Origin of the sequence: Roseomonas sp. AR75, assembly GCF_005222815.1 — a bacterium.
In the GTDB taxonomy this organism is placed as follows: domain Bacteria; phylum Pseudomonadota; class Alphaproteobacteria; order Acetobacterales; family Acetobacteraceae; genus Falsiroseomonas.
In genome coordinates this window covers 969495-988635 of record NZ_STGB01000006.1, presented here as the reverse complement: position 1 = coordinate 988635, position 19141 = coordinate 969495, and the positions used below count along the sequence as shown (strand labels likewise).

The window sequence follows — 19141 nt, the reverse complement described above, 5'->3', positions numbered from 1 at the left end:
GCCTGCCCGGTCAGGCGATGTGGATGCCGCGCCCCGCGAAGAATCGGCCGAATCGTTCAGGCAGCAGCCGCGCATCCGCGCGCGTTTCCGCTGTGTCGCCGGAGGGGTTGTGGAAGCGTAGCCGCCCGGCCGTGTCGACGCCGAAGACCAGGACGAGGTGGCCTCCGCGCCGCGGCGGCTCGCGCTCCGGCCAGCGGATCGCGCCATGCACCGAGGCGATGAACAGGCCGCCCGCCGACAGCAACGGCGCGATCCCGTTCTCGGGCAGGTCCAGAACGACGCGCGCCGCGATGCCCTGCGCCTGCAGCCAGGCGACGGCGCCGGCATAGATCAGGCCGCGGATGGCGCCATCCGGCCCCACGACATAGCCGCCCGATTCCTGCGCGGCACGGCGGACCTCATGGATCGGCGGCATCGCCCTGCCTCGGGCGCCGAGCACCATCTGCAGGCAGGCGCAGCCACAGAGGTGATCGGCCCAGAGCGCGTATTCCGCCGCGTCCGCCGCGCCCGATCGCGGCCACAGCGGATCTGTGGCGCGATCACGGCCGGCCAGGAACTCCGCGACGAGATCGGCGGATTCCCACTGCGCCCGATAGGGCGGTACGGCGAGGCTGCTCAGGCGGCCCGATCGTTCAGGTGGCACGCGCTGCGATGGCCCGGAGCGACCTCGCGCAGCACCGGCACCTCCGCCTTGCAGCGGTCGAAGGCCAGCGGGCAGCGCGGGTGGAAGTGGCAGCCGGGCGGCGGGTTCAGCGGCGAGGGAATCTCGCCCTTCACCACAGCGAAGGCGCGCTTGCGGTTCTCGATCCGCGGCACGCTGTCCAGCAGGGAGCGCGTGTAGGGATGGTTCGGATGGCGGAAGACACGCTCGGTCGGCGCCTCCTCCACCACGCGGCCGAGATACATGATCACCACGCGGTCGGAGAGATGCTCCACCACGCCGAGATCGTGGCTGATGAACAGGTAGGTGAGGTCCAGCTCGCGCCGCAGCCGCATGAAGAGGTTCAGGATCTGCGCCTGGATCGACACGTCGAGCGCGGCCACCGCCTCGTCGCAGACGATGAATTCCGGCTGCACGGCAAGGGCGCGCGCGATGCCGATGCGCTGGCGCTGGCCGCCGGAGAACTGGTGCGGGTAGCGCCGCTTGAAGATCGGATCGAGCCCGGCGCGACGCATCTGCTCGTCCACATAGTCGTCGAAGCCGCCGCGCTTGATCAGGCCGTGCACCTTCGGTGCCTCGCCCACGATGTCGGCGACGCGCATGCGCGGGTTGAGAGACGCGTACGGATCCTGGAAGATCATCTGGCGCTGCAGCTTGGCCTGGCGCGCCGCCTCGCCCTGAAGACCGCCGACGGGATCACCCTTCCAGAACACCTCGCCATCGGATTGCGGCAGGATGCCCGCGACGATGCGGCCGAGCGTGGACTTGCCGCAGCCGGATTCGCCGACGAGGCCGACCACCTCGCCCTTGCGGACGCGCAGATCGACCTTGTCGACGGCGTGGACCACTTCCTCCTTCACGTCGGCGCCGAGCTTGCGGGCGAGCTTCGCCGCGATGTCGAGCTTCTTGGAGAAGCGGCGGCTGACGCCGCGCAGCTCCACCATCGGCGTCTCGGTGTCGGAGAAGGTGCGCGGGGCGTGTTCGGCGAGGCTGGCGCTCATGCCGCTTCTTCCCGGGGTTCGAGATGCGGGTGATGGCAGCGCGCAAGCCGTTCCGGCAGCCAGGCGTGCAGGTCCGGCATGACGGCGCAATCCTCCTGCGCGCGCGGGCAGCGCGCGCGGAAGGCGCAGCCGGGGCGCAGCGAGAGCAGCGAGGGCGTCATGCCGGGGATCTGGCGCAGCGGCTCGCCACGGCGGTTGCGGCTGGGCACGCTGCCGATCAGCCCGTGGGTGTAGGGATGCAGCGGGTGGTCCAGCACCTCCCCCACGTCGCCGCCCTCGACGATCTTGCCGGCGTACATCACGGCGATGTCGTCGGCGAGGCCGGCGACCACCGAGAGGTCGTGCGTGATCCAGATCAGCGAGGTGCCGGTGGTCGCCGCGAGCTTCTGCACCTCCGCCAGGATCTGGCCCTGGATGGTGACGTCGAGAGCGGTGGTCGGCTCATCCGCCACGATCAGGTCGGGGCGATGCAGCAGCGCGATGGCGATGGCCACGCGCTGGCGCATGCCGCCGGAGAACTGGTGCGGGTAGGATTTCAGCCGCTCATCCGGGGAGGGGATGCCGACCATGCCGAGCGCGTCGCGGGAGCGGCTGCGGGCTTCCTCCTCGCTCACCTTCTCATGCGCGAGCACCGTCTCGATCATCTGGGTGTCGACGCGCAGGACCGGATTGAGCGTCATCATCGGGTCCTGGAAGATCATCGCGATGCGGTTGCCGCGGAGCTTGCGCATCTCCTCGTCGGAAAGCTTCGCGAGATCCTGGCCCTTGAACAGGATCTGCCCGTCCACGACACGGCCGGGCGGGTCCACCAGGCCCATGATGGAGAAGCCGGTGACGGACTTGCCCGAGCCGGATTCGCCGACGAGGCCCAGGACCTTGCCGCGCGGAACGGAGAAGGACACGTCGTCCACCGCCTTCACCACGCCGGCACGGGTGAAGAAGTGCGTGCGGAGGTTGCGGACCTCGAGGGTAGGGGTGTCGGTCACGCGCGCTACTTCTTGAGCCTGGGATTCAGGACGTCGCGCAGGTGGTCGCCGACGAGGTTGATGCTGACGATGGTGATCAGCAGCGCGATGCCGGGATAGAAGCTGATCCAGTATTTCCCGCTGAGCATGTATTCGTAGCCGTTCGCGATCAGCAGGCCGAGCGACGGCTCCGTGATCGGCACGCCGAGGCCGAGGAAGGAGAGCGTCGCTTCCAGCGCAATGGCGCGTGCGACCTGCATCGTGCCGATGACGATCAGCGGCGGCAGGCAGTTCGGCAGCAGGTGGCGGAACAGGATACGGTGCGTCGGCAGCGCCAGGCATTGCGCGGCCTCGATGTATTCGCGCCGGCGCTCGACCAGCGCGGTGCCGCGCACGGTCCGGGCGTAATAGGCCCACTCCACCACGACGATCGCGATGACCACGTTCATCACCGACTTGCCGAGGAAGGCGAGGATCATCAGCGCGACGAGGATCGCCGGGAAGGAGAGCTGCAGGTCCACCAGCCGCATGATCGCGCTGTCCGTCCGCCCGCCGGCATAGGCGGCGAGCAGGCCGAGCGAGGCGCCGACCATCGCCGCGATCAGCGCGGAGCCGGCGCCGACCGAGAGCGAGATGCGCAGGCCGTACATGATGGCCGAGAGCATGTCGCGGCCCTGGTCGTCGGTGCCGAGCCAGTACGTCATGGTGTTGTCGCCGTTGCGCGCCCCGGGCTCCAGTCGCCCGTCCATGATGTCCAGCACCGCGAGGTCGTAGGGGTTCTGCGGCGCGATCCAGGGCGCCAGGATCGCCACCAGGGCGATCACGGTGAACACGGCGAGGCCTAGCACCGCCAGCTTGCTCTCGAAGAATTCCGAGACGAAGCGGCGGAACGGAGTCTCCGCCGCGGCGGGCGCGGTGGCGATCGGCAGGTCGCGCGCGAGCAGGTCGCGGTCGGCGGCGGATTCGCTCATGCCTTGCTCTCCAGCCGGACGCGCGGATCGAGCAGCGAATAGGTGAGGTCCACCACCAGATTGATGGTGATGAACATCAGCACGATGATCATGAGGTAGGCGACGATCACCGGCCGGTCGAGCACGTTGATGCTGTCGATGATCAGCTTGCCCATGCCGGGCCAGGCGAAGATGCTTTCGGTCACCACGCTGAAGGCGATGGTGGAGCCGAACTCCAGCCCGGTCACCGTGACGACCGGGATCAGGATGTTCTTGAAGACGTGCACGAAGGTGACGCGGAAGGGGCTGAGGCCCTTGGCGCGCGCGAACTTCACATAGTCCATCAGCATCGTCTCGCGCACGCCCGCGCGCGTCAGGCGGATCACCAGGCTGATCTTGAACAGCGCGAGGTTGAAGGCGGGCATCGCCAGATGCGCAAGCCCGTCCAGCGTGAGGAAGGACCAGCGCATGCCCAACACCTCCACCGTCTCTCCCCGGCCCGTGGAGGGCAACCAGCCGAGTTGCACGGCGAAAACCATGATCAGCATCAGCCCGACCCAGAAGCTCGGCAGCGAGAAGCCGAGGATCGAGCCGGCCATGATCGTCTTGGCGCCCATGCTGTTGGGCCGCAGGCCGGCATAGAGGCCGAGCGGAAGGCCGATCAGCACCGCGCCGAAGGTGGCGGCGATGGCGAGTTCCAGCGTCGCCGGCATGCGCTGCAGGATCAGCTGCAGCGCCGGTTCGTTGAAGACGAAGCTGCGGCCGAGGTCGCCGCGCAGCGCATTGCCCAGGAAGACCAGGTATTGCTGCCAGAGCGGCAGGTCGAGCCCGAGCGCCTTGATGGCGCGCTCGCGCTCGATCTGGTCAGCGTCGGGGCTGATCAGGATCTCAACGGGGTCGCCGATGGCGTAGACCCCGATGAAGACGATGATCGACATCGCGAAGACGACGCCGACCGCCTGGATCAGCCGCCTGAGGAGATAGACGCTCATTCCTGGCGCACCCTGGCCGCGATGCGAGTCAGCGCATCGTTGCCGGGCGGACGTCCTGCGCCCGCGTCAGCTCGTCCACGCGCGCCAGATGCGTCAGGCCGCGCCGCATCGCCCAGATGTTGGTCTGGATGTGCAGCGGGATCACCGCGACGTCCTCGGCAGCCATCCGCTGGATGCGGATGAGCAACTCCTCGCGCTTCTTCTCGTCCAGCTCGATCAGCGCCTGGTCCAGCAGCGCGTCGAGCTCGGGGTTGGAGTAGCGGCCACGGTTGGACGCGCCCCAGCCCTTCTCGCGGCTGACCGTGCCGATGATGTTGCGCATCGGATGGCTGCCATCCGGGTTGGAGCCCCAGCCGATCAGGAAGGCCGAGTATTCCTGCCGGCCGGCGCGGCCGACGAAGGTCGCCCAGGTCTGCGCCTCCACGCCGGTACGCACGCCGACGCGCGTCCACATCTGGCCGACAGCCTGCGCGATGCGCGCATCGTTGATGTAGCGGTCGTTCGGGCTGTTGAGCTGGATGCGGAAGCCATTGGGATAGCCGGCCTCGGTCAGCAGGCGGCGCGCAGCATCGGGATCGTAGGCCGGCGCCTGCACGTCCGGCACATGGCTGAAGGTGCCCGGCGGCAGGAACTGCCCGGCCGGCGTCGCTGCGCCTTCCATCAGACGGCTGGTGATCGCGTTGCGGTCGATCGCCATGGACAGCGCCCGGCGCACCCGCACGTCCTTCAACGGGTTGCGGCCGAGCGGCCGGCCGTCATTGTCCGTGATGAGCGGGCTGTTCTCGTTCGCCGCGCGCAGGTGATCGAGGCCGAGGAAGATCAGCCTGAGGCCGACTGTCTCGCTGATGTTCAGCCGCTGGTCGTTGCGTAGGCGCGCCAGGTCGGTGGTCGGCACCTGGTCGATGAAGTCGAGGTCGCCGGCCAGCAGCGCCGCGGTGCGCGCGGCGTCATTCGTCACCATCCGGTAGCTGACGCGCTCGAAGGGGGAAACGCCCTCGAAATACTCGTTGTTCCGCTCGAACTCGATGCGGTCGCCGCTGCGGTGCTGCACGACGCGGAAGGGGCCGGTGCCGATCGCGAGCTGGCCGGAGTTGAAGCCCTCGGTCGTCGCATTCGCATGGGTCTGCGCATCCAGGATGCGCACATTCGTCATGTCGAGCGGCAGCAGCGGATAGGGGTTCGCCGTGTGGAAGCGGATCGTCAGCGGATCCACGATCTCCATCCGCACGATCGGCCGCGAATAGGCCGCGAAGGAGGAGGGCGAGTTCGGCACGTTCGGCAGGCGCTGCAGCGTGAAGACCACGTCTTCCGCGGTGAAGGCGCTGCCATTGTGGAAGCGGACATTCGGCCGAAGCTTGAATTCCCACACGGTCGGGCTGACGGAACGCCATTCGGTGGCAAGGCCGGGCACGTTCCGAGCCTTCTCGTCGGTCTCGACGAGCTTGGAGAAGATCATGTCCGACACGGCGTTGTTCGGCGACAACTGGTGGTAGTGCGGGTCGAGCGAGGTGACGGGCGAGCCGACGCCCATGGTCAATGTGGTCGGCGTCTGCGCGACTGCCCCGCCGGAAGCCAGCGCCCATGCCGAAATCGCGGCGATGCCAGCCGCGCGAACCATCTTGCCCAAGGTCCTCTCCCTTTTGTCCCGGAACTCCCCGTCCCGCTTCTGTAGCAGCAGGCCGAGGCCGAAGCTAGTTTGCCGCCCGCCCGCCCCGGCGCTTGACCGGCCCATGGGGCTGCCCGTTAGCATGGCGGGCCGCGGAGAGGGAAACCGGATGAACGCCTTGCGCCTGGCCGTCGCGCTGACCGCCTGCCTCGCCGCCCCGGCAACGGGGCAGAACCTGACCATCGCGACCGGCGGCTCAATCACCTCGCTCGATCCGCATTTCTTCAACGCCGCGCCGAACAATGCGATTGCGGAACACATCTTCGGACGTCTGGTGGATCGCGACGCGCAGGCGCGCATCCGCCCCGACCTGGCGGAGAGCTGGCGCGTCGTCTCCGACACCGAATGGGAGTTCAAGCTGCGCCGGGACGTGACCTGGCACGACGGCAAGCCCTTCACCGCGGACGATGTGCTGTTCACCCTGCAGCGCGCGCCGAACGTGCCGAACAGCCCCGGCGGCTTCGGCGCCACGCTGCGCAGCGTGAAATCCGCCAGCGCGCCCGATCCCTACACGCTTCGCATCGTCACGCACTGGCCGAACCCGGTGCTGCTGCCCGAACTCGCCAGCGTCTTCATCGTCTCCCGCCACGTCGGCGACGGCGCGACGACGGAGGACTACAACGCAGGCCGTGCGGCGATCGGCACCGGCCCCTACCGTGTGGCGAACCACCGGATGGGCGACCGGACGGAGCTGGCGCGCAACGACCAGTACTGGGGCGGCGCGCAGCCCTGGCAGCGCGTCTCCTACCGCTTCATCGCCACAGATCCGGCCCGCACGGCCGCGCTGCTGGCGGGCGATGTGGACCTGATCGACCAGGTGGCGCCGGCGGACCTGCCGCGGCTGCGGCGCGACCGGCGCGTCACGATCAGTGAGATCCAGTCTCTCCGCCTCGCGCATCTCGGGCCGGACTACTCACGCCCCGGACCGCTGCCCTTCGTTACCGACAATGAAGGGCGTCCTCTGGCCGCGAACCCGTTCCTGGATGTGCGCGTGCGGCGCGCGCTGAACATGGCGATCAACCGCGACGCGCTCGCGGAGCGCGCCATGGACGGGCTTGCGGCCCCCGCGGCGCAGTGGCTTCCGCAGGGCGCCTATTCGCACGATCCGCAGACCCGCCCGCCCGCCTATGACCCGGAGGGCGCGAAGCGCCTGCTGGCCGAGGCGGGCTTCCCAAACGGCTTCCGCATGACGCTGCATACGATGAACGACCGCTTCCCTAACGACGCGCGCCTGTCGCAGGCCGTGGCGCAGATGTGGAGCCGCATCGGCGTGCAGACCGCGGTCGAGGCGCTGCCCTGGTCCAGCTATTCCGGTCGGGCTGCGCGGCAGGAATTCTCGATGTCGCTTGGCAGCTGGGGCAGTACCACGGGCGAGGGACTTTCCTTCGCGAAGAGCGTGCTCGCCACCTTCGACCGGCAGCGGCGAACCGGATCGGCCAATCATCGCCGCTATTCCTCGGCGGAGTTCGATGCGCTGCTGCAGCAGGCGGAGACGATCATGGACGAGGAGCGGCGCGAGCAGGCGATCTTCGCGCTGGTCCGCTTCTCGGCGCAGCAGGTCCCGATGTTCCCCCTGGTGCATCTGACCAATGTCTGGGCGCTGAAACGCACCCTGTCGCATGAGCCGCGGATGGACGAGCGGACGCTCGCCATGGGCGTGCGGCCGGCGCAGTAGGGCGGGCTATTCCTCCTGCGCCGGGGCGACCGGCAGGATCGCGGTCTCCTTCGGGCTGGCAAGCGCCAGGATCGTCTCCGTGCGCTCCACCCCGGACTGGCCGCGCACCTCCTCGGACACGAAACGCTCCAGCGCGGCGACGTCGGGCAGGCGCAGCTTGACGAGGTAGCACCAGGCGCCGGTGACGGTGTGGCACTCCAGCACCGCCTCCGCCTTCTTCATGGCCTTGAGGAAGGCGTTGTCGTCGCGGCCCGGCCGCATGGCCACGAAGACGAAGGCCAGCAGCGGGCAGCCGGCGGCCACCGGATCGAGCTCGATCCGCCAACCACGGATGACGCCGCGCTCCTCCAGCCGCTTCACCCGCTCGGCGGTCGCCGAGACGGACAGGCCGGCGGCCTTGGACAATTCCGCCAGCCCTGCCGCGCTGTCCTGCTGCAGGGCGAGAATGAGGTTGCGGTCGATCTCGTCCATGGCGCGAGAAGCTTAACGCCGGAAAACGCCCGGGCGAAAGGACTAATCGCCGGAAAAGATGTTCCGCGACTTCGATGGGCGCGACGACGGCCTGGACCGGCCAGGCGGGCCAGGCCGTCGCAGCTTCAGGTATAAAGGATGCCGTCGGTCGCGGCTGGCGCCAGAAGGTTCGCCAACTCGGCGGAATCCGCGAAGCCGGCCACCACGTCGGCACGGCTCAGCTCGCCGCTGTCGAGTCCGGTGACCCAATCCGAGATCCCGTCCGGATCGCCCGGGCGGTTCAGCGCATTCAGGTAGAGCTGCTCGACGAACTCCTGGTTGCCGAGCGCGCCATACCGCCCCTGGAATTCGTCGGACCCGGTGAACCCCTGGCCGAGTTCCTCCCGGGTGGCGCCGGTGTCGAGCGCGCTGAGCCAGTTTGCAAGGCCCGCCACGTCGGGCAGCCGATCGAACGCCACCTCGTAGTAGGACAGCACGGTCAGGGCATCCTGATCGGCCACCCAGATGCCGTCATCGGTAGTCGACGCCATGCGCTCCATGAGCTCGCTCGACTCGGAGAAGCCAAGCAGCACCTCCGCCCGGCTCTTCGCGCCGCTGTCGAGCTCGCTGGTCCAGGTTGCGAAGCCATCCGCATCGGGGCCGCGGTCGAGCACGTTGTCGTAGAGCAGGGTCACGAAGCCGGCATTGTCGAGATTGCCGTAGCGCGCGGCGAACTCATCGGAGCCCACGAAGCCGTTGGCGATGTCGAGCAGGCTCCGCGAACCGTTCTCCAGCGCCTCCACCCAGTCGCTGAGGCCGAACGGGTCAGGCTCCCGCCCGAGCGCGGAGGCATAGAGGCGCACGACCTGCGCCGCCGAACTGGCAGGCGAGTAGTATTCGGCGCCGTCATGGAACTGCACGGTCTCGATCCGATACAGCGTGTCCGTTCCCTCGAAGGAGGAGAGGGTCAGGCCGTTGTCCAGGTCGCCGCTCAGCATCGCCTGCTGCCGCAGGGCCGCGGCGAGCGCGATATCGTCACCTGCTTCGCCGAACAACAGGTCATCGCCGTCGCCACCGCGCAGCATGTCGTTGCCGTCATCACCCTGCAGCGTGTCGGCGCCGCCCGCACCGAAGATCCAGTCGTCGTTGTTGCCGCCGCGGATGGAGTCCGCCCCGGCGCCGCCGAAGATGCTGTCATTGCCGTCGAAGCCATTGACCGAGATCGGCGCATCCAGCGCACGGATCTCGTCATTGCCGTCCAGCAGGGTCTCCGCGCTCGCGACCGACTCACCGGCGGCGATCCACGCGGCGAACTGGGCCGAGCTGACGGAGATGTCCGAGATGTCCAGCACCAGCGCGCCGTCATGCTGCTCCCGCCAGCCGGTCACGGTGCCTGCATTGAAATTGCCATCCACGCCGAACAGGAGGTCGCGCCCAAAGATGTCCACACGCCAGTTCGGATTGTTGTCGTACTCCGCGACGACGTGGGTCTGGCTCCAATCCACCGGTCGCAGCTGGGTCAACTCACCCAGGTTGAGATCGGTCGCGGCACGCGCCCCGAGTCCGCCCACCACCAATCGCGCCATTCCTCATCTCCTTCATCAAGCGATGGGAAAGGGAGCGCGGTGTCCCGGCGCGAGTTCCGGCAGTCCGACTGGTTGGCAAAGGTCGTGAATGCGACACGGCGCGTCACATTTGAAACACGATTCCGGCGCCCGCGACACCGCGGCGCAACGCGCCTGGCGCTAGATCGCCCCATGGGCATTCGCACCGCGGCAGGAGGCGGCGATGGACGGCGGGCAGGAGGAGTTCGCGATCGAGCGGGCGGCGACGCGCCCGTCGGATCGGCAGGAGACGGCGGCGGAGCTCTGGCTGCGCGTGGTTCGCACCTGGCTCGGCGCCCTCAGCTACCGGCCGGAGCGCCGCTACATGCGTGGCGGGCCGAAGGCCGCGACCACGGAAGCCCGGGCCTGAGGCGGCGGGCGCCACCCCAAGCCCGGTCCCTCAGATGTAGTGCTCGGCCAGCGGCCGGAAGCCGTTGAAGCCCTGGCTGGCATAGCTCGTCACATAGGCGCCAGTGGCCAGGAGCTGCACGCGGTCGCCGGCATCGAGCGCCAGCGGCAGCCGGTAGTTGGACTTCTCATAGAGCGTGTCCGTGCTGTCGCAGGTCGGGCCGGCGATGGTCACGGGGCCCTCGGCCCCGCCATCATGGGGGGTGCGGAAGGCATAGCGGATCGCCTCGCCCTCGGTCTCCGCCAGGCCGCCGAAGCGGCCGATGTCGAGATAGACCCAGCGCACCGGATCGTCCTCGCCCTTGCGGGAGACGAGCACGACCTCGCTCTCCACCACGCCGGCCTCGCCGACCAGGAAACGGCCGGGCTCGACCACGATCTCGGGCAGGGCGTTGCCGAAATGCTCGGCCATCGCCCCCATGATCGCCGCGCCGAAATCGTCGATGCCCGGCACCTCCGCGCGGTAGCGCACGGGATAGCCGCCGCCGAGATTGACCATGCGCAGCGTGACGCCGGCGTCTCGCAGGTCGCTGAAGATCATCGCGACCTGGCCGATGGCGGCCTGGTAGGCGTCGGTGCGGGTCTGCTGCGAACCGACATGGAAGGAGATGCCGTAGGGATCCAGGCCCCACTCGCCCGCCTTCTTCATCAGCTCGACCGCCATCTTCGCCTCGCAGCCGAACTTCCGCGACAGCGGCCACTCGGCGCCCTTGTTCTCCACCAGGATGCGGCAATAGACGCGCGCGCCGGGCGCGGATCGCGCCAGCTTCTTCAGCTCCGGCTCGGAATCGAAGGCGAACATGGTCACGCCGGCTTCGAAGGCGGCCTTGATGGCGCTCTCCTTCTTCACGGTGTTGCCGTAGGAGATGCGCGCGGGATCGGCGCCAACGGCCAGGCAGGCCTCGATCTCCTCGAAGGAGGCGGCGTCGAAGGACGAGCCGAGGGAGACGAGCCGGTCGAGGATGGGCGCCGCCGGATTGGCCTTCACGGCATAGTAGACGCGCGCGAGCGGCATCGCGCCCAGCAGGCGGCGATAGTTCTGCTCCACGGTGTCCACATCCAGCACGAGGCATGGCGTGGCAGGCATCTGCGTGCGCAGGAAGGCAGCGATCTTCGGGTTCATCGCGCCCCACTCCCCTTCAAATGCAGGAGGCCGCCTGAGCAAGGCGGCGGCCCCAGAGTTGACGAAACGGTCCAACGAACCAGCGAAAGTGGCCCTCGGGGTCTCCCCCTCGGGTGCCGGAACGCTTGACGTCGTTGCGTAAACCTTGCGCCGCGGTGACCTGTGTCCGGGGGCTCCCCTTATCGCTGGAGCGGCCGGTGGTTCCGTGGGCCTGGGGCCAGAGGCACGTGCGTACTGCGTCTGCGGGCGCATCTAGACGCGGGGGCGGGGGGTCGCAAGGGGAAAATCGGCGCAAGCGCAGATTTTTTCCCGAACAATGTAGAAGCCGCAGGAAAGTAGCCCGGAAGCGGCCGGGGCGGCCGGCTTGTCATCCGGCGGGACGCGGGGGCGGCCGGCGAATCCGCTTGCGGCGTCGGCGTGGACTCATCGAGGGCAGGTTGCGCAGCCCCCACCCCAACCCTCCCCCGCACGCGGGGGAGGGAGATCAGGCTAGCGGATCAGGCCGGCCGTGGGGCTGGAGGCGTCGGCCCTGTAGTCGCGGTTCATCCGGCCGGCGAGGAAAGCCTCCCGCCCCGCGATCACCGCATGCTTCATCGCGACCGCCATCCGCACCGGGTCGCTTGCATGGGCGATGGCCGAGTTCAGCAGCACCGCGTCGCAGCCGAGTTCCATCGCCAGCGCCGCGTCCGACGCCGTGCCGATCCCGGCATCCACCAGCACCGGCACCTTCGCCTGCGCCTTGATGGCGCGGATCATGTAGGGGTTCACCACCCCCATGCCGGACCCGATCGGCGCGCCGAGCGGCATGATGGCGACGCAGCCCATCTCCTCCAGCCGCTTCGCCGCCACGGGGTCGTCGGCGCAGTAGACCATCACCTCGAACCCGTCCCTGATCAGCGCCTCGGCGGCTTCCAGCGTCGCGCGCATGTCCGGGTAGAGGAAGGGCGGCGGGCCCAGCACCTCGAGCTTGACCAGGTTCCACCCGCCCGCCTCCCGCGCCAAGCGCAGGGTGCGCACCGCGTCCTGCGCGGTGTGGCAGCCGGCGGTGTTGGGCAGGTAGGTGTAGCGGTCGGGCGGCACGTAGTCCTGCAACATCGGCGCGGACGAATCGGAGAGGTTCACCCGGCGCACCGCGACGGTGACCATCTCGGCGCCCGAGGCCTCGATGGCGCGGGCGGTCTCCTCGAGGTCCTTGTAGCGGCCGGTGCCGACCACCAGGCGCGAGCGGAAGCGGCGGCCGGCGACGGTCCAGCCGTCCTCGGCCTGCGGGATGCCGTCATGGCCCATCGAAAGGCCTCCTCGGTTCTTGCGGGCTGGCGGCCCGCGACGCGGGCCGAGGCGTCGAACGACGCCCGCCGCCGGTGCGGCGAAGCCGAGCGCCGGAGGCGCGCCGGCGTCTGAGGCGACGCAAGGTATCAGCCCCCTCCGATGAAATGGACCACTTCCAGCCGGTCGCCCTCGGCCAGCCGGGTCGTCGCCCAGGCGGAACGCGGCACGATCTCCAGGTTCCGCTCGACCGCGACCTTGGGCGCGGCCAGGTTCAACACGACCAGCAGGTCGGCGACGCTGGCGCCCTCCGGCACCTCGCGCGCCTCGCCATTGACCTCGATCCGGAGTTTCGCCGTGACGGACATGGGGGCAAGATGGCGAGCGGCCGGAGCGCGGGCAAGCGGGACGGGCGCACCCCTGATCCGCGGCCGCGCTTCCCCCGGCTCGCGGATACGTGCTATGCGGCCCGCCCCGCGACGTAACGGGCTATTCCCTTGACACCGCCGCTGATTGCCGTCCTCAACGGACCGAACCTGAACATGCTCGGAACGCGCCAGCCGGAGGTCTATGGCAGCGCGACCCTCGACGATGTCGAGGCGCTCTGCGCCGAGACCGCCGAGGCGCTGGGCCTCGCCATCGACTTCCGCCAGACCAATGGCGAGGGCGAGCTGATCACCTGGGTCCAGGAATGCCGCGGCCGCGCCATGGGCATCATCATCAATCCGGCGGGGTATTCGCATACCTCCATTGCGCTGATGGACGCGCTGAAGGCGGTGGACCTGCCGGTGATCGAGGTCCACATCAGCAACATCCACCGCCGGGAGGAATTCCGGCATCTGAGCTACGTGTCCAAGGCCGCGACGGGCGTGATCGCCGGGCTTGGCATCCAGGGCTATGCGCTGGCGCTGCGCGCCATGGCCGAGCTGCTGGCCGAGGAGGGAGAGCCCTGATGGCGGGCGTTTCGTTCGATCCCGCGGCGATCCGCGAGCTCGCGAAGATCCTGCGCGAGACGGATCTGACCGAGATCGAGCTGGTCGAGGCGGAGAACCGTATCCGCGTGGCGCGGCAGGTGACAGTGCAGGCGGTGGCCGCCATGGCCGCGCCCGCCGCGGCGCCGGCCGCCGTCGCTGCGGCCCCGCTCGCCGTTGCCGCGGTGCCCGAGGCGGAAGGGCCGCACCCCGGCACCATCACCTCGCCCATGGTGGGCGTGGTCTATCTGGCGCCGGAACCGGGCGCCGCGCCCTTCATCACCCTCGGCGCGCGGGTGGCGCAGGGCCAGACCGTGCTGCTGATCGAGGCGATGAAGACCTTCAACCAGATCCGCGCGCCGAAGGCCGGCACCATCACGCGCATCCTGGTGGAAAGCGGCGCGCCGGTGGAATACGGCGAGCCCCTTCTTGTGATCGAATAAGTGCGCCGACCGATTCAGACCTCCGCAACGCTACGCGTCGCTCCGGCCATCGGGCGGCGGCGAGGCCAATGAGCCTGGGCATGCCATTCCGCAAGGTCCTGATCGCCAACCGCGGCGAAATCGCGCTGCGGGTGCACCGCGCCTGCCAGGAGATGGGCATCCAGACCGTGGCGGTGCACTCCACCGCCGACAACACCGCCATGCATGTGCGGCTGGCGGATGAGAGCGTGTGCATCGGGCCGCCCGCGGCGCGCGACAGCTACCTGAACATGGCGGCAATTCTCTCCGCGGCGCAGATCACCGGGGCGGATGCGATCCATCCCGGCTACGGATTCCTCTCCGAGAATGCCTCCTTCGCGGAGATGGTGGAGGCGCATGGGCTCGCCTTCATCGGCCCGACCGCCGAGCATATCCGCATGATGGGTGACAAGATCGCGGCGAAGGACGCGATGCGGCGCCTCGGCGTGCCGCTGGTTCCCGGCTCGCTCGGCGCGCTGGAAAGCCTGGAGGAAGCGCAGGCCGTCGCGGCCGAGGTGAAGTATCCCGTGCTGATCAAGGCCGCGGCGGGCGGCGGCGGGCGCGGGATGAAGGTGGCGCGCGCGCCGGAGGAGCTGGAGGAGGCCTGGCGCGTCGCGCGCACCGAGGCCAAGGCCGCCTTCGGCGACGACAGCGTCTATCTGGAGAAGTATCTCGACCGCCCGCGCCACATCGAGCTGCAGGTGCTGGCGGACACGCATGGCAGCGTCGTGCATTTCGGCGAGCGCGACTGTTCGCTGCAGCGCCGCCACCAGAAGCTGGTGGAAGAAGCCGGCAGCCCCGTGCTGACCGCGGCGGAGCGGAATGCGCTCGGCGCGCAGGTGACCAAGGCACTGCGTGAGCTCGGCTACCGCAATGCCGGCACGCTGGAATTCCTGTGGCAGGACGGGCAGTTCGCCTTCATCGAGATGAACACCCGCCTGCAGGTGGAACATCCCGTCACGGAGATGGTCTGCGGCGTCGACCTGGTGAAGGAGCAGATCCGCATCGCCGCCGGCGAGGCGCTGGGCTACGCGCAGCACGAGATCCGCTTCAGCGGGCACGCCATCGAATGCCGCATCACCGCCGAGGATCCCGACACCTTCGCGCCGAGCCCGGGGCGAGTGGACATGTACCACGCGCCCGGCGGCCTGGGCGTGCGCGTGGATAGCGCGCTCTATTCCGGCTATGTCGTGCCGCCGCACTACGACAGCCTGGTGGCGAAGCTGGTGGTGCATGGCGGGACGCGGGCCGAGGCGATCGCCCGCCTGCGCCGCGCCCTCGCGGAGATGGTGGTCAGCGGCATCCGCACCACCCTGCCGCTGCACCAGGCGATCGTCGCCGACCCGGAATTCCAGGCCGGCGACTACACGATCCACTGGCTGGAACGCTTCGTCTCCCGCCTGCGCGAGGCGTAGCGCGGCGCGCGGCGCGCCCGCATGATCGCCGCCCCTGGCGAACGGAGGCGGCGATGGCGCGGGATGCGGCTCCAAGGACCTATGTTCTGGTGCACGGCGCCTGGCATGGCGGGTGGTGCTGGCGCGAGGTGGCCGACCTGCTCCGCGGCAGCGGGCACCGCGTCACCACCCCGACGCTGACGGGGCTCGGCGAGCGCAAGCACCTGCTGTCCCGCGACATCGATCTCGAGACCTTCGTCGTCGACCTGGTCAACCACATCGAGGCCGAGGAACTGCGGGACCTGGTCCTCGTCGGCCACAGCCACGCCGGCGTGGCCATCACCGGCGTTGCGGACCGCATCCCCGCGCGCATCCGGCAGTTGGTCTATCTCGACGCCGTGATCCTGGAGAGCGGGCAGACCGCGTTCGGCGTGCTGCCGCCGGAGATCGCTGCGGCCCGGCGCAAGCTGGTGGCGGAACAGGGCGGAGGCATCGCCATGCCCACGCCGCCGGTCGCGGCCTTCGGGGTGCCGGAGGACCACCCGAACGCCGATTGGGTGCGCCGGCGGCTGACGCCGCATCCCGTCGGAAGCTACGAGAGCAGCCTTCCCCTCGCCAATCCGGTCGGCAACGGCCTGCCCTGTACCTACATCGTCTGCACCGACCCGATCTACGGCGCGATCGAGAGCACGCGGCAATGGGTGAAGCGTCAGCGCGGCTGGCAATGGCTGGAGATCGCCTCCGGCCATGACGCGATGGTGCTGCATCCGGCGCAGCTGACCGCCATGCTCGAGGCGATCGGATGAAGCGGGTGTAATTCCCGGAGGCGTGCGGGCGGCATGCCGACACGAATCTCGCGCGGGGCGCCCGGCCGGCGCATAATGGCCGGGTGAGCCGCCGCCAGCTCGAGATCACGCCGGACCTCCTGCTTCGCGCCTACCGCGCGGGGCTGTTCCCCATGGCGGAAAGCCGCCGGGGCGAACGGCTCTATTGGCTGGATCCGGAGCAGCGTGGCGTGATCCCGCTGCACGGGTTCCACCTGCCGCGGCGGCTGCAGCGGACGGTGCTCTCCGGCCCCTTCCAGGTGACCTCCAACCGCGACTTCCACGGCGTGATCATGGGCTGCGCGGAACCCGCCGAGGGCCGCGAGGAGACCTGGATCAACCCCGAGATCGAGCGGCTGTTCGGCGCTCTGCACCGCATCGGCCACGCGCATTCCATCGAGGTCTGGTTCGGACCGCCGGAGGCCGGGGAACTGGTGGGCGGGCTCTATGGCGTGGCGCTCGGCGGCGCCTTCTTCGGCGAGAGCATGTTCAGCCGCGTCCGCGACGCCTCCAAGGTCGGGCTGGTGCACCTTGTGGCGCGGCTGCGACTGTTCGGCTTCCGCCTGCTGGATGCGCAGTTCCAGACCACGCATCTGGCGCAGTTCGGCTGCCACGAGGTGCCGCGGGCGCAGTACAAGCGCCTGCTGGCGGAGGCGATGGAGGAGGCGGCGAACTGGCAGGATGCCCCAAAGGCGGACCTGCTGGCGGCCGAGATCAGGGCGCTGCGCGCGGCGGGCTGACCGGCCAGGGCCGCCCGCCGCCACCCGGCGGGCTGCCGCCGCTGCGGGGCATGGAAGGCGGCGGCGGTGCTCCCCAGCCCGGGCCGGATGCATCGCGCGGATCGGGGCCGAAGCGGTTCGGCCCGTCCCCTCCGCGCGAGAGATACCAGACCAGCAGCACGATCCAGCCGACCAGCGGCACCAGGCCGATGAGGATCCACCACCCGCTGCGGCCATTGTCGTGCAGCCGCCGCACGGCCACCGCCAGGCCCGGCAGCAGCAGCGCCAGCGAGGTCAGCGCCGTGATCGGCTGGATCTCGGAGAAGACGATGGCGTCCAGAATGGAGGACGCCGACTGCACCAGCACATTGAACAGCCAGAAGAACCAGAATTCCGAACGCCGCGCGCGGCCCGTGAAGGTGCCGTATTTGTTCAGGCAGGTGCGGACCGCGTCCTGGAAGCTCATCGGCTTTTCCCTGGTGCTACGAGGCCCGGCACTCCAGCACGCGGATGTCATAGACCGGGTGCTGCAGCATATGCACGCCCGGCGCATTGGCGAACATCCAGCCCTGGAACACCACGGCGCCGTTGGCCGGGGCGAGGCTGTCGGTGATGGCGAGCCAGGCGGCGGCGTCCGGCACCTCGTCAGGCGGGCGGGCGTTGCAGGCGCGCACCGTGATGGTGAGGCTGCCGAAGGATTGCGGCTGGCCGATCGGCACGCGCAGCGTCGTCACCCGTGCGGTCACCTTGTCCAGCGCCTGCAACTCCGCCACGCGCTGGTTGACCCAGCCCTGCGCCTGCGCTGCCGCCGGCAGCGAGAGCGCCGCGATGATCGCCACGGCGCGGATCATGCGGGGCGCTTCGGGCTGGGCAGCGCGGCCACCAGGTCGGTCAGGATGCGGCGCATCGCGGCCTCGTCGACCCCCATGAGCACCGCATCCTCGAAGGTGTCGCGCAGCACCTGCGCGGTCTCCCGGTGGTTCTCGCCCAGCATCTTCAGCTTCTCCCGGCAGGAGACCGGGGCACCATCGGCACCCGGCCATTGCGCCGGGGGGTCCATCGCGTTCATCGCGGGTTGGCGGTTCCGCCCTCCTGCCGGCCCTGGGCGTTGTTGCCCTGGCCTTCCGTCATGGAGAAGATGAAGCGCCCGAGCAGCGCTTCCAGGCTGATCGAGGATTGCGTGATCGTGATCTGCCCGCCATCGGCCAGGATCCGGTCCGACCCACCCGGCACGATCGAGACGAACTTGCCGCCGAGCAGCCCCTCGCTGGCGATCTCGGCCGAACTGTCGCTGGGCAGGCGGAGGTTGCCATCCACGCGGAAGGTCAGCACCGCGAGGAAGGTCTGCGGATCGATGCGCTGGTCGGTGACGGAGCCGACCTTCACGCCGGCGATGCGCACATCGGCGCCCGGCGCCAACCCGTCGATCCGGTCGAACTTCGCGGAGAGGGTGATGGCCGGGCCGCTGATGCCGCCACGGCCCGAATTGGTGACGGCGAAGACCAGGAAGGCGATGGCGACGAGCAGCACCACGCCGCCCGCGGCGACCTCCGTGATGGAGCGTCCCCGCACCCTCAGCGCCCCGGCGTCCAGGCCTCGTAGTCGCCGGCCGTCGGCTGGCGCTGGCCGCCGACATAGTCATGGCCCTGCGGGCGATAGGCCGCGGCGGTGCCGGTGGGGTTGGGGCGGTGCTCCAGCATCCAGGGGTAGCGCTTGGCTTCGGGCAGCGGCGCGTCCGTGGTGTGGTGCAGCCAGCCATGCCATTCCGGCGGCACGGAACTCGGCTCGGCCTTGCCGGCATAGATGACCCAGCGGCGGGTGCGGCCGTAGTGCCGGTATTCGCCGCGGGATTCGAAATAGGCGTTGCCGAAGCGATCCGTGCCGACCTGGCGGCCGGAGAAGCGGGCGAGCAGGCGCTCGAACATGGGTGGTCCTCGATCCGCCGCAGCGGGGTGGGCGCGCCGCATCCGCGGCGCGATCCGCATCTGCGATTCCTCCCACTCTCGCACAA

At 69.4% G+C, this 19141-nt stretch carries 23 protein-coding genes; 7 read left to right on the top strand and 16 right to left on the bottom strand.

The features are described 5' to 3' along the window. Window positions 1-10 precede the first annotated feature (10 nt). The 6 genes from E4T13_RS29175 to E4T13_RS29150 are packed head-to-tail and all read right to left on the bottom strand — an operon-like array spanning window position 11 to window position 6187. Window positions 11-643 carry a hypothetical protein gene (locus E4T13_RS29175; protein WP_137181846.1) on the bottom strand — a complete coding sequence of 211 codons (633 nt, stop codon included), beginning with the start codon at window positions 641-643 and terminating at the stop codon, window positions 11-13. Further along, a complete protein-coding gene (locus E4T13_RS29170; protein WP_137181845.1) occupies window positions 616-1662 on the bottom strand; it encodes an ABC transporter ATP-binding protein in 1047 nt (348 codons plus the stop codon). Before E4T13_RS29170 ends, E4T13_RS29175 begins: the two co-directional genes overlap by 28 nt. Next, window positions 1659-2648: an ABC transporter ATP-binding protein gene (locus E4T13_RS29165; protein WP_137181844.1), complete on the bottom strand. Its 990-nt coding sequence runs from the start codon at window positions 2646-2648 to the stop codon at window positions 1659-1661. The genes E4T13_RS29170 and E4T13_RS29165 overlap by 4 nt, the downstream gene beginning before the upstream one ends. Before the next feature lie 5 nt (window positions 2649-2653). Next, window positions 2654-3598, bottom strand: coding sequence for an ABC transporter permease (locus E4T13_RS29160; protein WP_137181843.1), 945 nt, complete (start codon window positions 3596-3598; stop codon window positions 2654-2656). Then, window positions 3595-4569 (bottom strand): ABC transporter permease, encoded by a 975-nt coding sequence (locus E4T13_RS29155; protein WP_137181842.1) that lies wholly within the window; start codon window positions 4567-4569, stop codon window positions 3595-3597. The genes E4T13_RS29160 and E4T13_RS29155 overlap by 4 nt, the downstream gene beginning before the upstream one ends. 28 nt (window positions 4570-4597) lie before the next feature. Further along, window positions 4598-6187 carry an ABC transporter substrate-binding protein gene (locus tag E4T13_RS29150; RefSeq protein ID WP_137181841.1) on the bottom strand — a complete coding sequence of 530 codons (1590 nt, stop codon included), beginning with the start codon at window positions 6185-6187 and terminating at the stop codon, window positions 4598-4600. A gap of 157 nt (window positions 6188-6344) precedes the next feature. On the opposite strand from E4T13_RS29150, the gene E4T13_RS29145 reads away from it, so the two are divergent. Further along, window positions 6345-7910, top strand: coding sequence for an ABC transporter substrate-binding protein (locus E4T13_RS29145; protein ID WP_137181840.1), 1566 nt, complete (start codon window positions 6345-6347; stop codon window positions 7908-7910). Window positions 7911-7916: 6 nt separating this feature from the next. Here the strand turns inward: E4T13_RS29145 and E4T13_RS29140 are convergent, their stop codons facing one another. Then, window positions 7917-8381 carry an Lrp/AsnC family transcriptional regulator gene (locus E4T13_RS29140; RefSeq protein WP_137181839.1) on the bottom strand — a complete coding sequence of 155 codons (465 nt, stop codon included), beginning with the start codon at window positions 8379-8381 and terminating at the stop codon, window positions 7917-7919. Between the two features lie 125 nt (window positions 8382-8506). Further along, the gene (locus tag E4T13_RS29135; protein WP_137181838.1) at window positions 8507-9946 is read right to left on the bottom strand and encodes a DUF4214 domain-containing protein; all 1440 of its coding nucleotides are present in this window, start codon (window positions 9944-9946) and stop codon (window positions 8507-8509) included. A gap of 202 nt (window positions 9947-10148) precedes the next feature. On the opposite strand from E4T13_RS29135, the gene E4T13_RS29130 reads away from it, so the two are divergent. Beyond that, entirely contained in the window at window positions 10149-10334 is a 186-nt protein-coding gene (locus E4T13_RS29130) for a hypothetical protein (protein WP_137181837.1), read from the top strand. A gap of 30 nt (window positions 10335-10364) precedes the next feature. Here E4T13_RS29130 and E4T13_RS29125 read toward each other — a convergent pair whose 3' ends face one another. The 3 genes from E4T13_RS29125 to thiS form a co-directional block, all read right to left on the bottom strand. Then, window positions 10365-11495 (bottom strand): type III PLP-dependent enzyme, encoded by a 1131-nt coding sequence (locus E4T13_RS29125; RefSeq protein WP_137181836.1) that lies wholly within the window; start codon window positions 11493-11495, stop codon window positions 10365-10367. A gap of 489 nt (window positions 11496-11984) precedes the next feature. Next, a complete protein-coding gene (locus E4T13_RS29120) occupies window positions 11985-12782 on the bottom strand; it encodes a thiazole synthase (RefSeq protein ID WP_137181835.1) in 798 nt (265 codons plus the stop codon). Between the two features lie 128 nt (window positions 12783-12910). Then, window positions 12911-13129: a sulfur carrier protein ThiS gene (thiS, locus tag E4T13_RS29115; RefSeq protein WP_137181834.1), complete on the bottom strand. Its 219-nt coding sequence runs from the start codon at window positions 13127-13129 to the stop codon at window positions 12911-12913. Between the two features lie 129 nt (window positions 13130-13258). On the opposite strand from thiS, the gene aroQ reads away from it, so the two are divergent. From aroQ to aat, 5 genes are all read left to right on the top strand, one after another. Continuing rightward, a complete protein-coding gene (gene aroQ, locus E4T13_RS29110) occupies window positions 13259-13714 on the top strand; it encodes a type II 3-dehydroquinate dehydratase (RefSeq protein ID WP_137181833.1) in 456 nt (151 codons plus the stop codon). After that, on the top strand, window positions 13714-14175 hold the full coding sequence (accB, locus tag E4T13_RS29105) for an acetyl-CoA carboxylase biotin carboxyl carrier protein (RefSeq protein WP_137181832.1): 462 nt from the start codon (window positions 13714-13716) through the stop codon (window positions 14173-14175). Before aroQ ends, accB begins: the two co-directional genes overlap by 1 nt. An 80-nt stretch (window positions 14176-14255) precedes the next feature. After that, window positions 14256-15608, top strand: a complete 1353-nt coding sequence (accC, locus tag E4T13_RS29100) for an acetyl-CoA carboxylase biotin carboxylase subunit (RefSeq protein ID WP_137181831.1) — start codon at window positions 14256-14258, stop codon at window positions 15606-15608. 53 nt (window positions 15609-15661) lie between these two features. Further along, complete coding sequence (locus E4T13_RS29095) at window positions 15662-16393, top strand: alpha/beta fold hydrolase (protein ID WP_137181830.1); 732 nt, start codon at window positions 15662-15664, stop codon at window positions 16391-16393. A gap of 83 nt (window positions 16394-16476) precedes the next feature. Beyond that, window positions 16477-17151 (top strand): leucyl/phenylalanyl-tRNA--protein transferase, encoded by a 675-nt coding sequence (gene aat / locus E4T13_RS29090; protein WP_137181829.1) that lies wholly within the window; start codon window positions 16477-16479, stop codon window positions 17149-17151. On the opposite strand, the gene E4T13_RS29085 is transcribed toward aat, so the two are convergent. From E4T13_RS29085 to E4T13_RS29065, 5 genes are read right to left on the bottom strand one after another with little or no spacing between them, the layout of a single operon-like run. Next, on the bottom strand, window positions 17126-17596 hold the full coding sequence (locus E4T13_RS29085) for a DUF805 domain-containing protein (protein ID WP_137181828.1): 471 nt from the start codon (window positions 17594-17596) through the stop codon (window positions 17126-17128). The two genes, aat and E4T13_RS29085, sit on opposite strands and share 26 nt — an antisense overlap. A 16-nt stretch (window positions 17597-17612) precedes the next feature. Next, a complete protein-coding gene (locus E4T13_RS29080) occupies window positions 17613-17981 on the bottom strand; it encodes a DUF2155 domain-containing protein (protein WP_137181827.1) in 369 nt (122 codons plus the stop codon). Then, complete coding sequence (locus tag E4T13_RS29075; RefSeq protein WP_137181826.1) at window positions 17978-18190, bottom strand: hypothetical protein; 213 nt, start codon at window positions 18188-18190, stop codon at window positions 17978-17980. Before E4T13_RS29075 ends, E4T13_RS29080 begins: the two co-directional genes overlap by 4 nt. Before the next feature lie 5 nt (window positions 18191-18195). After that, complete coding sequence (gene mlaD / locus E4T13_RS29070; protein ID WP_137181825.1) at window positions 18196-18702, bottom strand: outer membrane lipid asymmetry maintenance protein MlaD; 507 nt, start codon at window positions 18700-18702, stop codon at window positions 18196-18198. A gap of 2 nt (window positions 18703-18704) precedes the next feature. Beyond that, a complete protein-coding gene (locus E4T13_RS29065) occupies window positions 18705-19055 on the bottom strand; it encodes an NADH:ubiquinone oxidoreductase subunit NDUFA12 (RefSeq protein WP_240791336.1) in 351 nt (116 codons plus the stop codon). Between the last annotated feature and the right edge of the window lie 86 nt (window positions 19056-19141).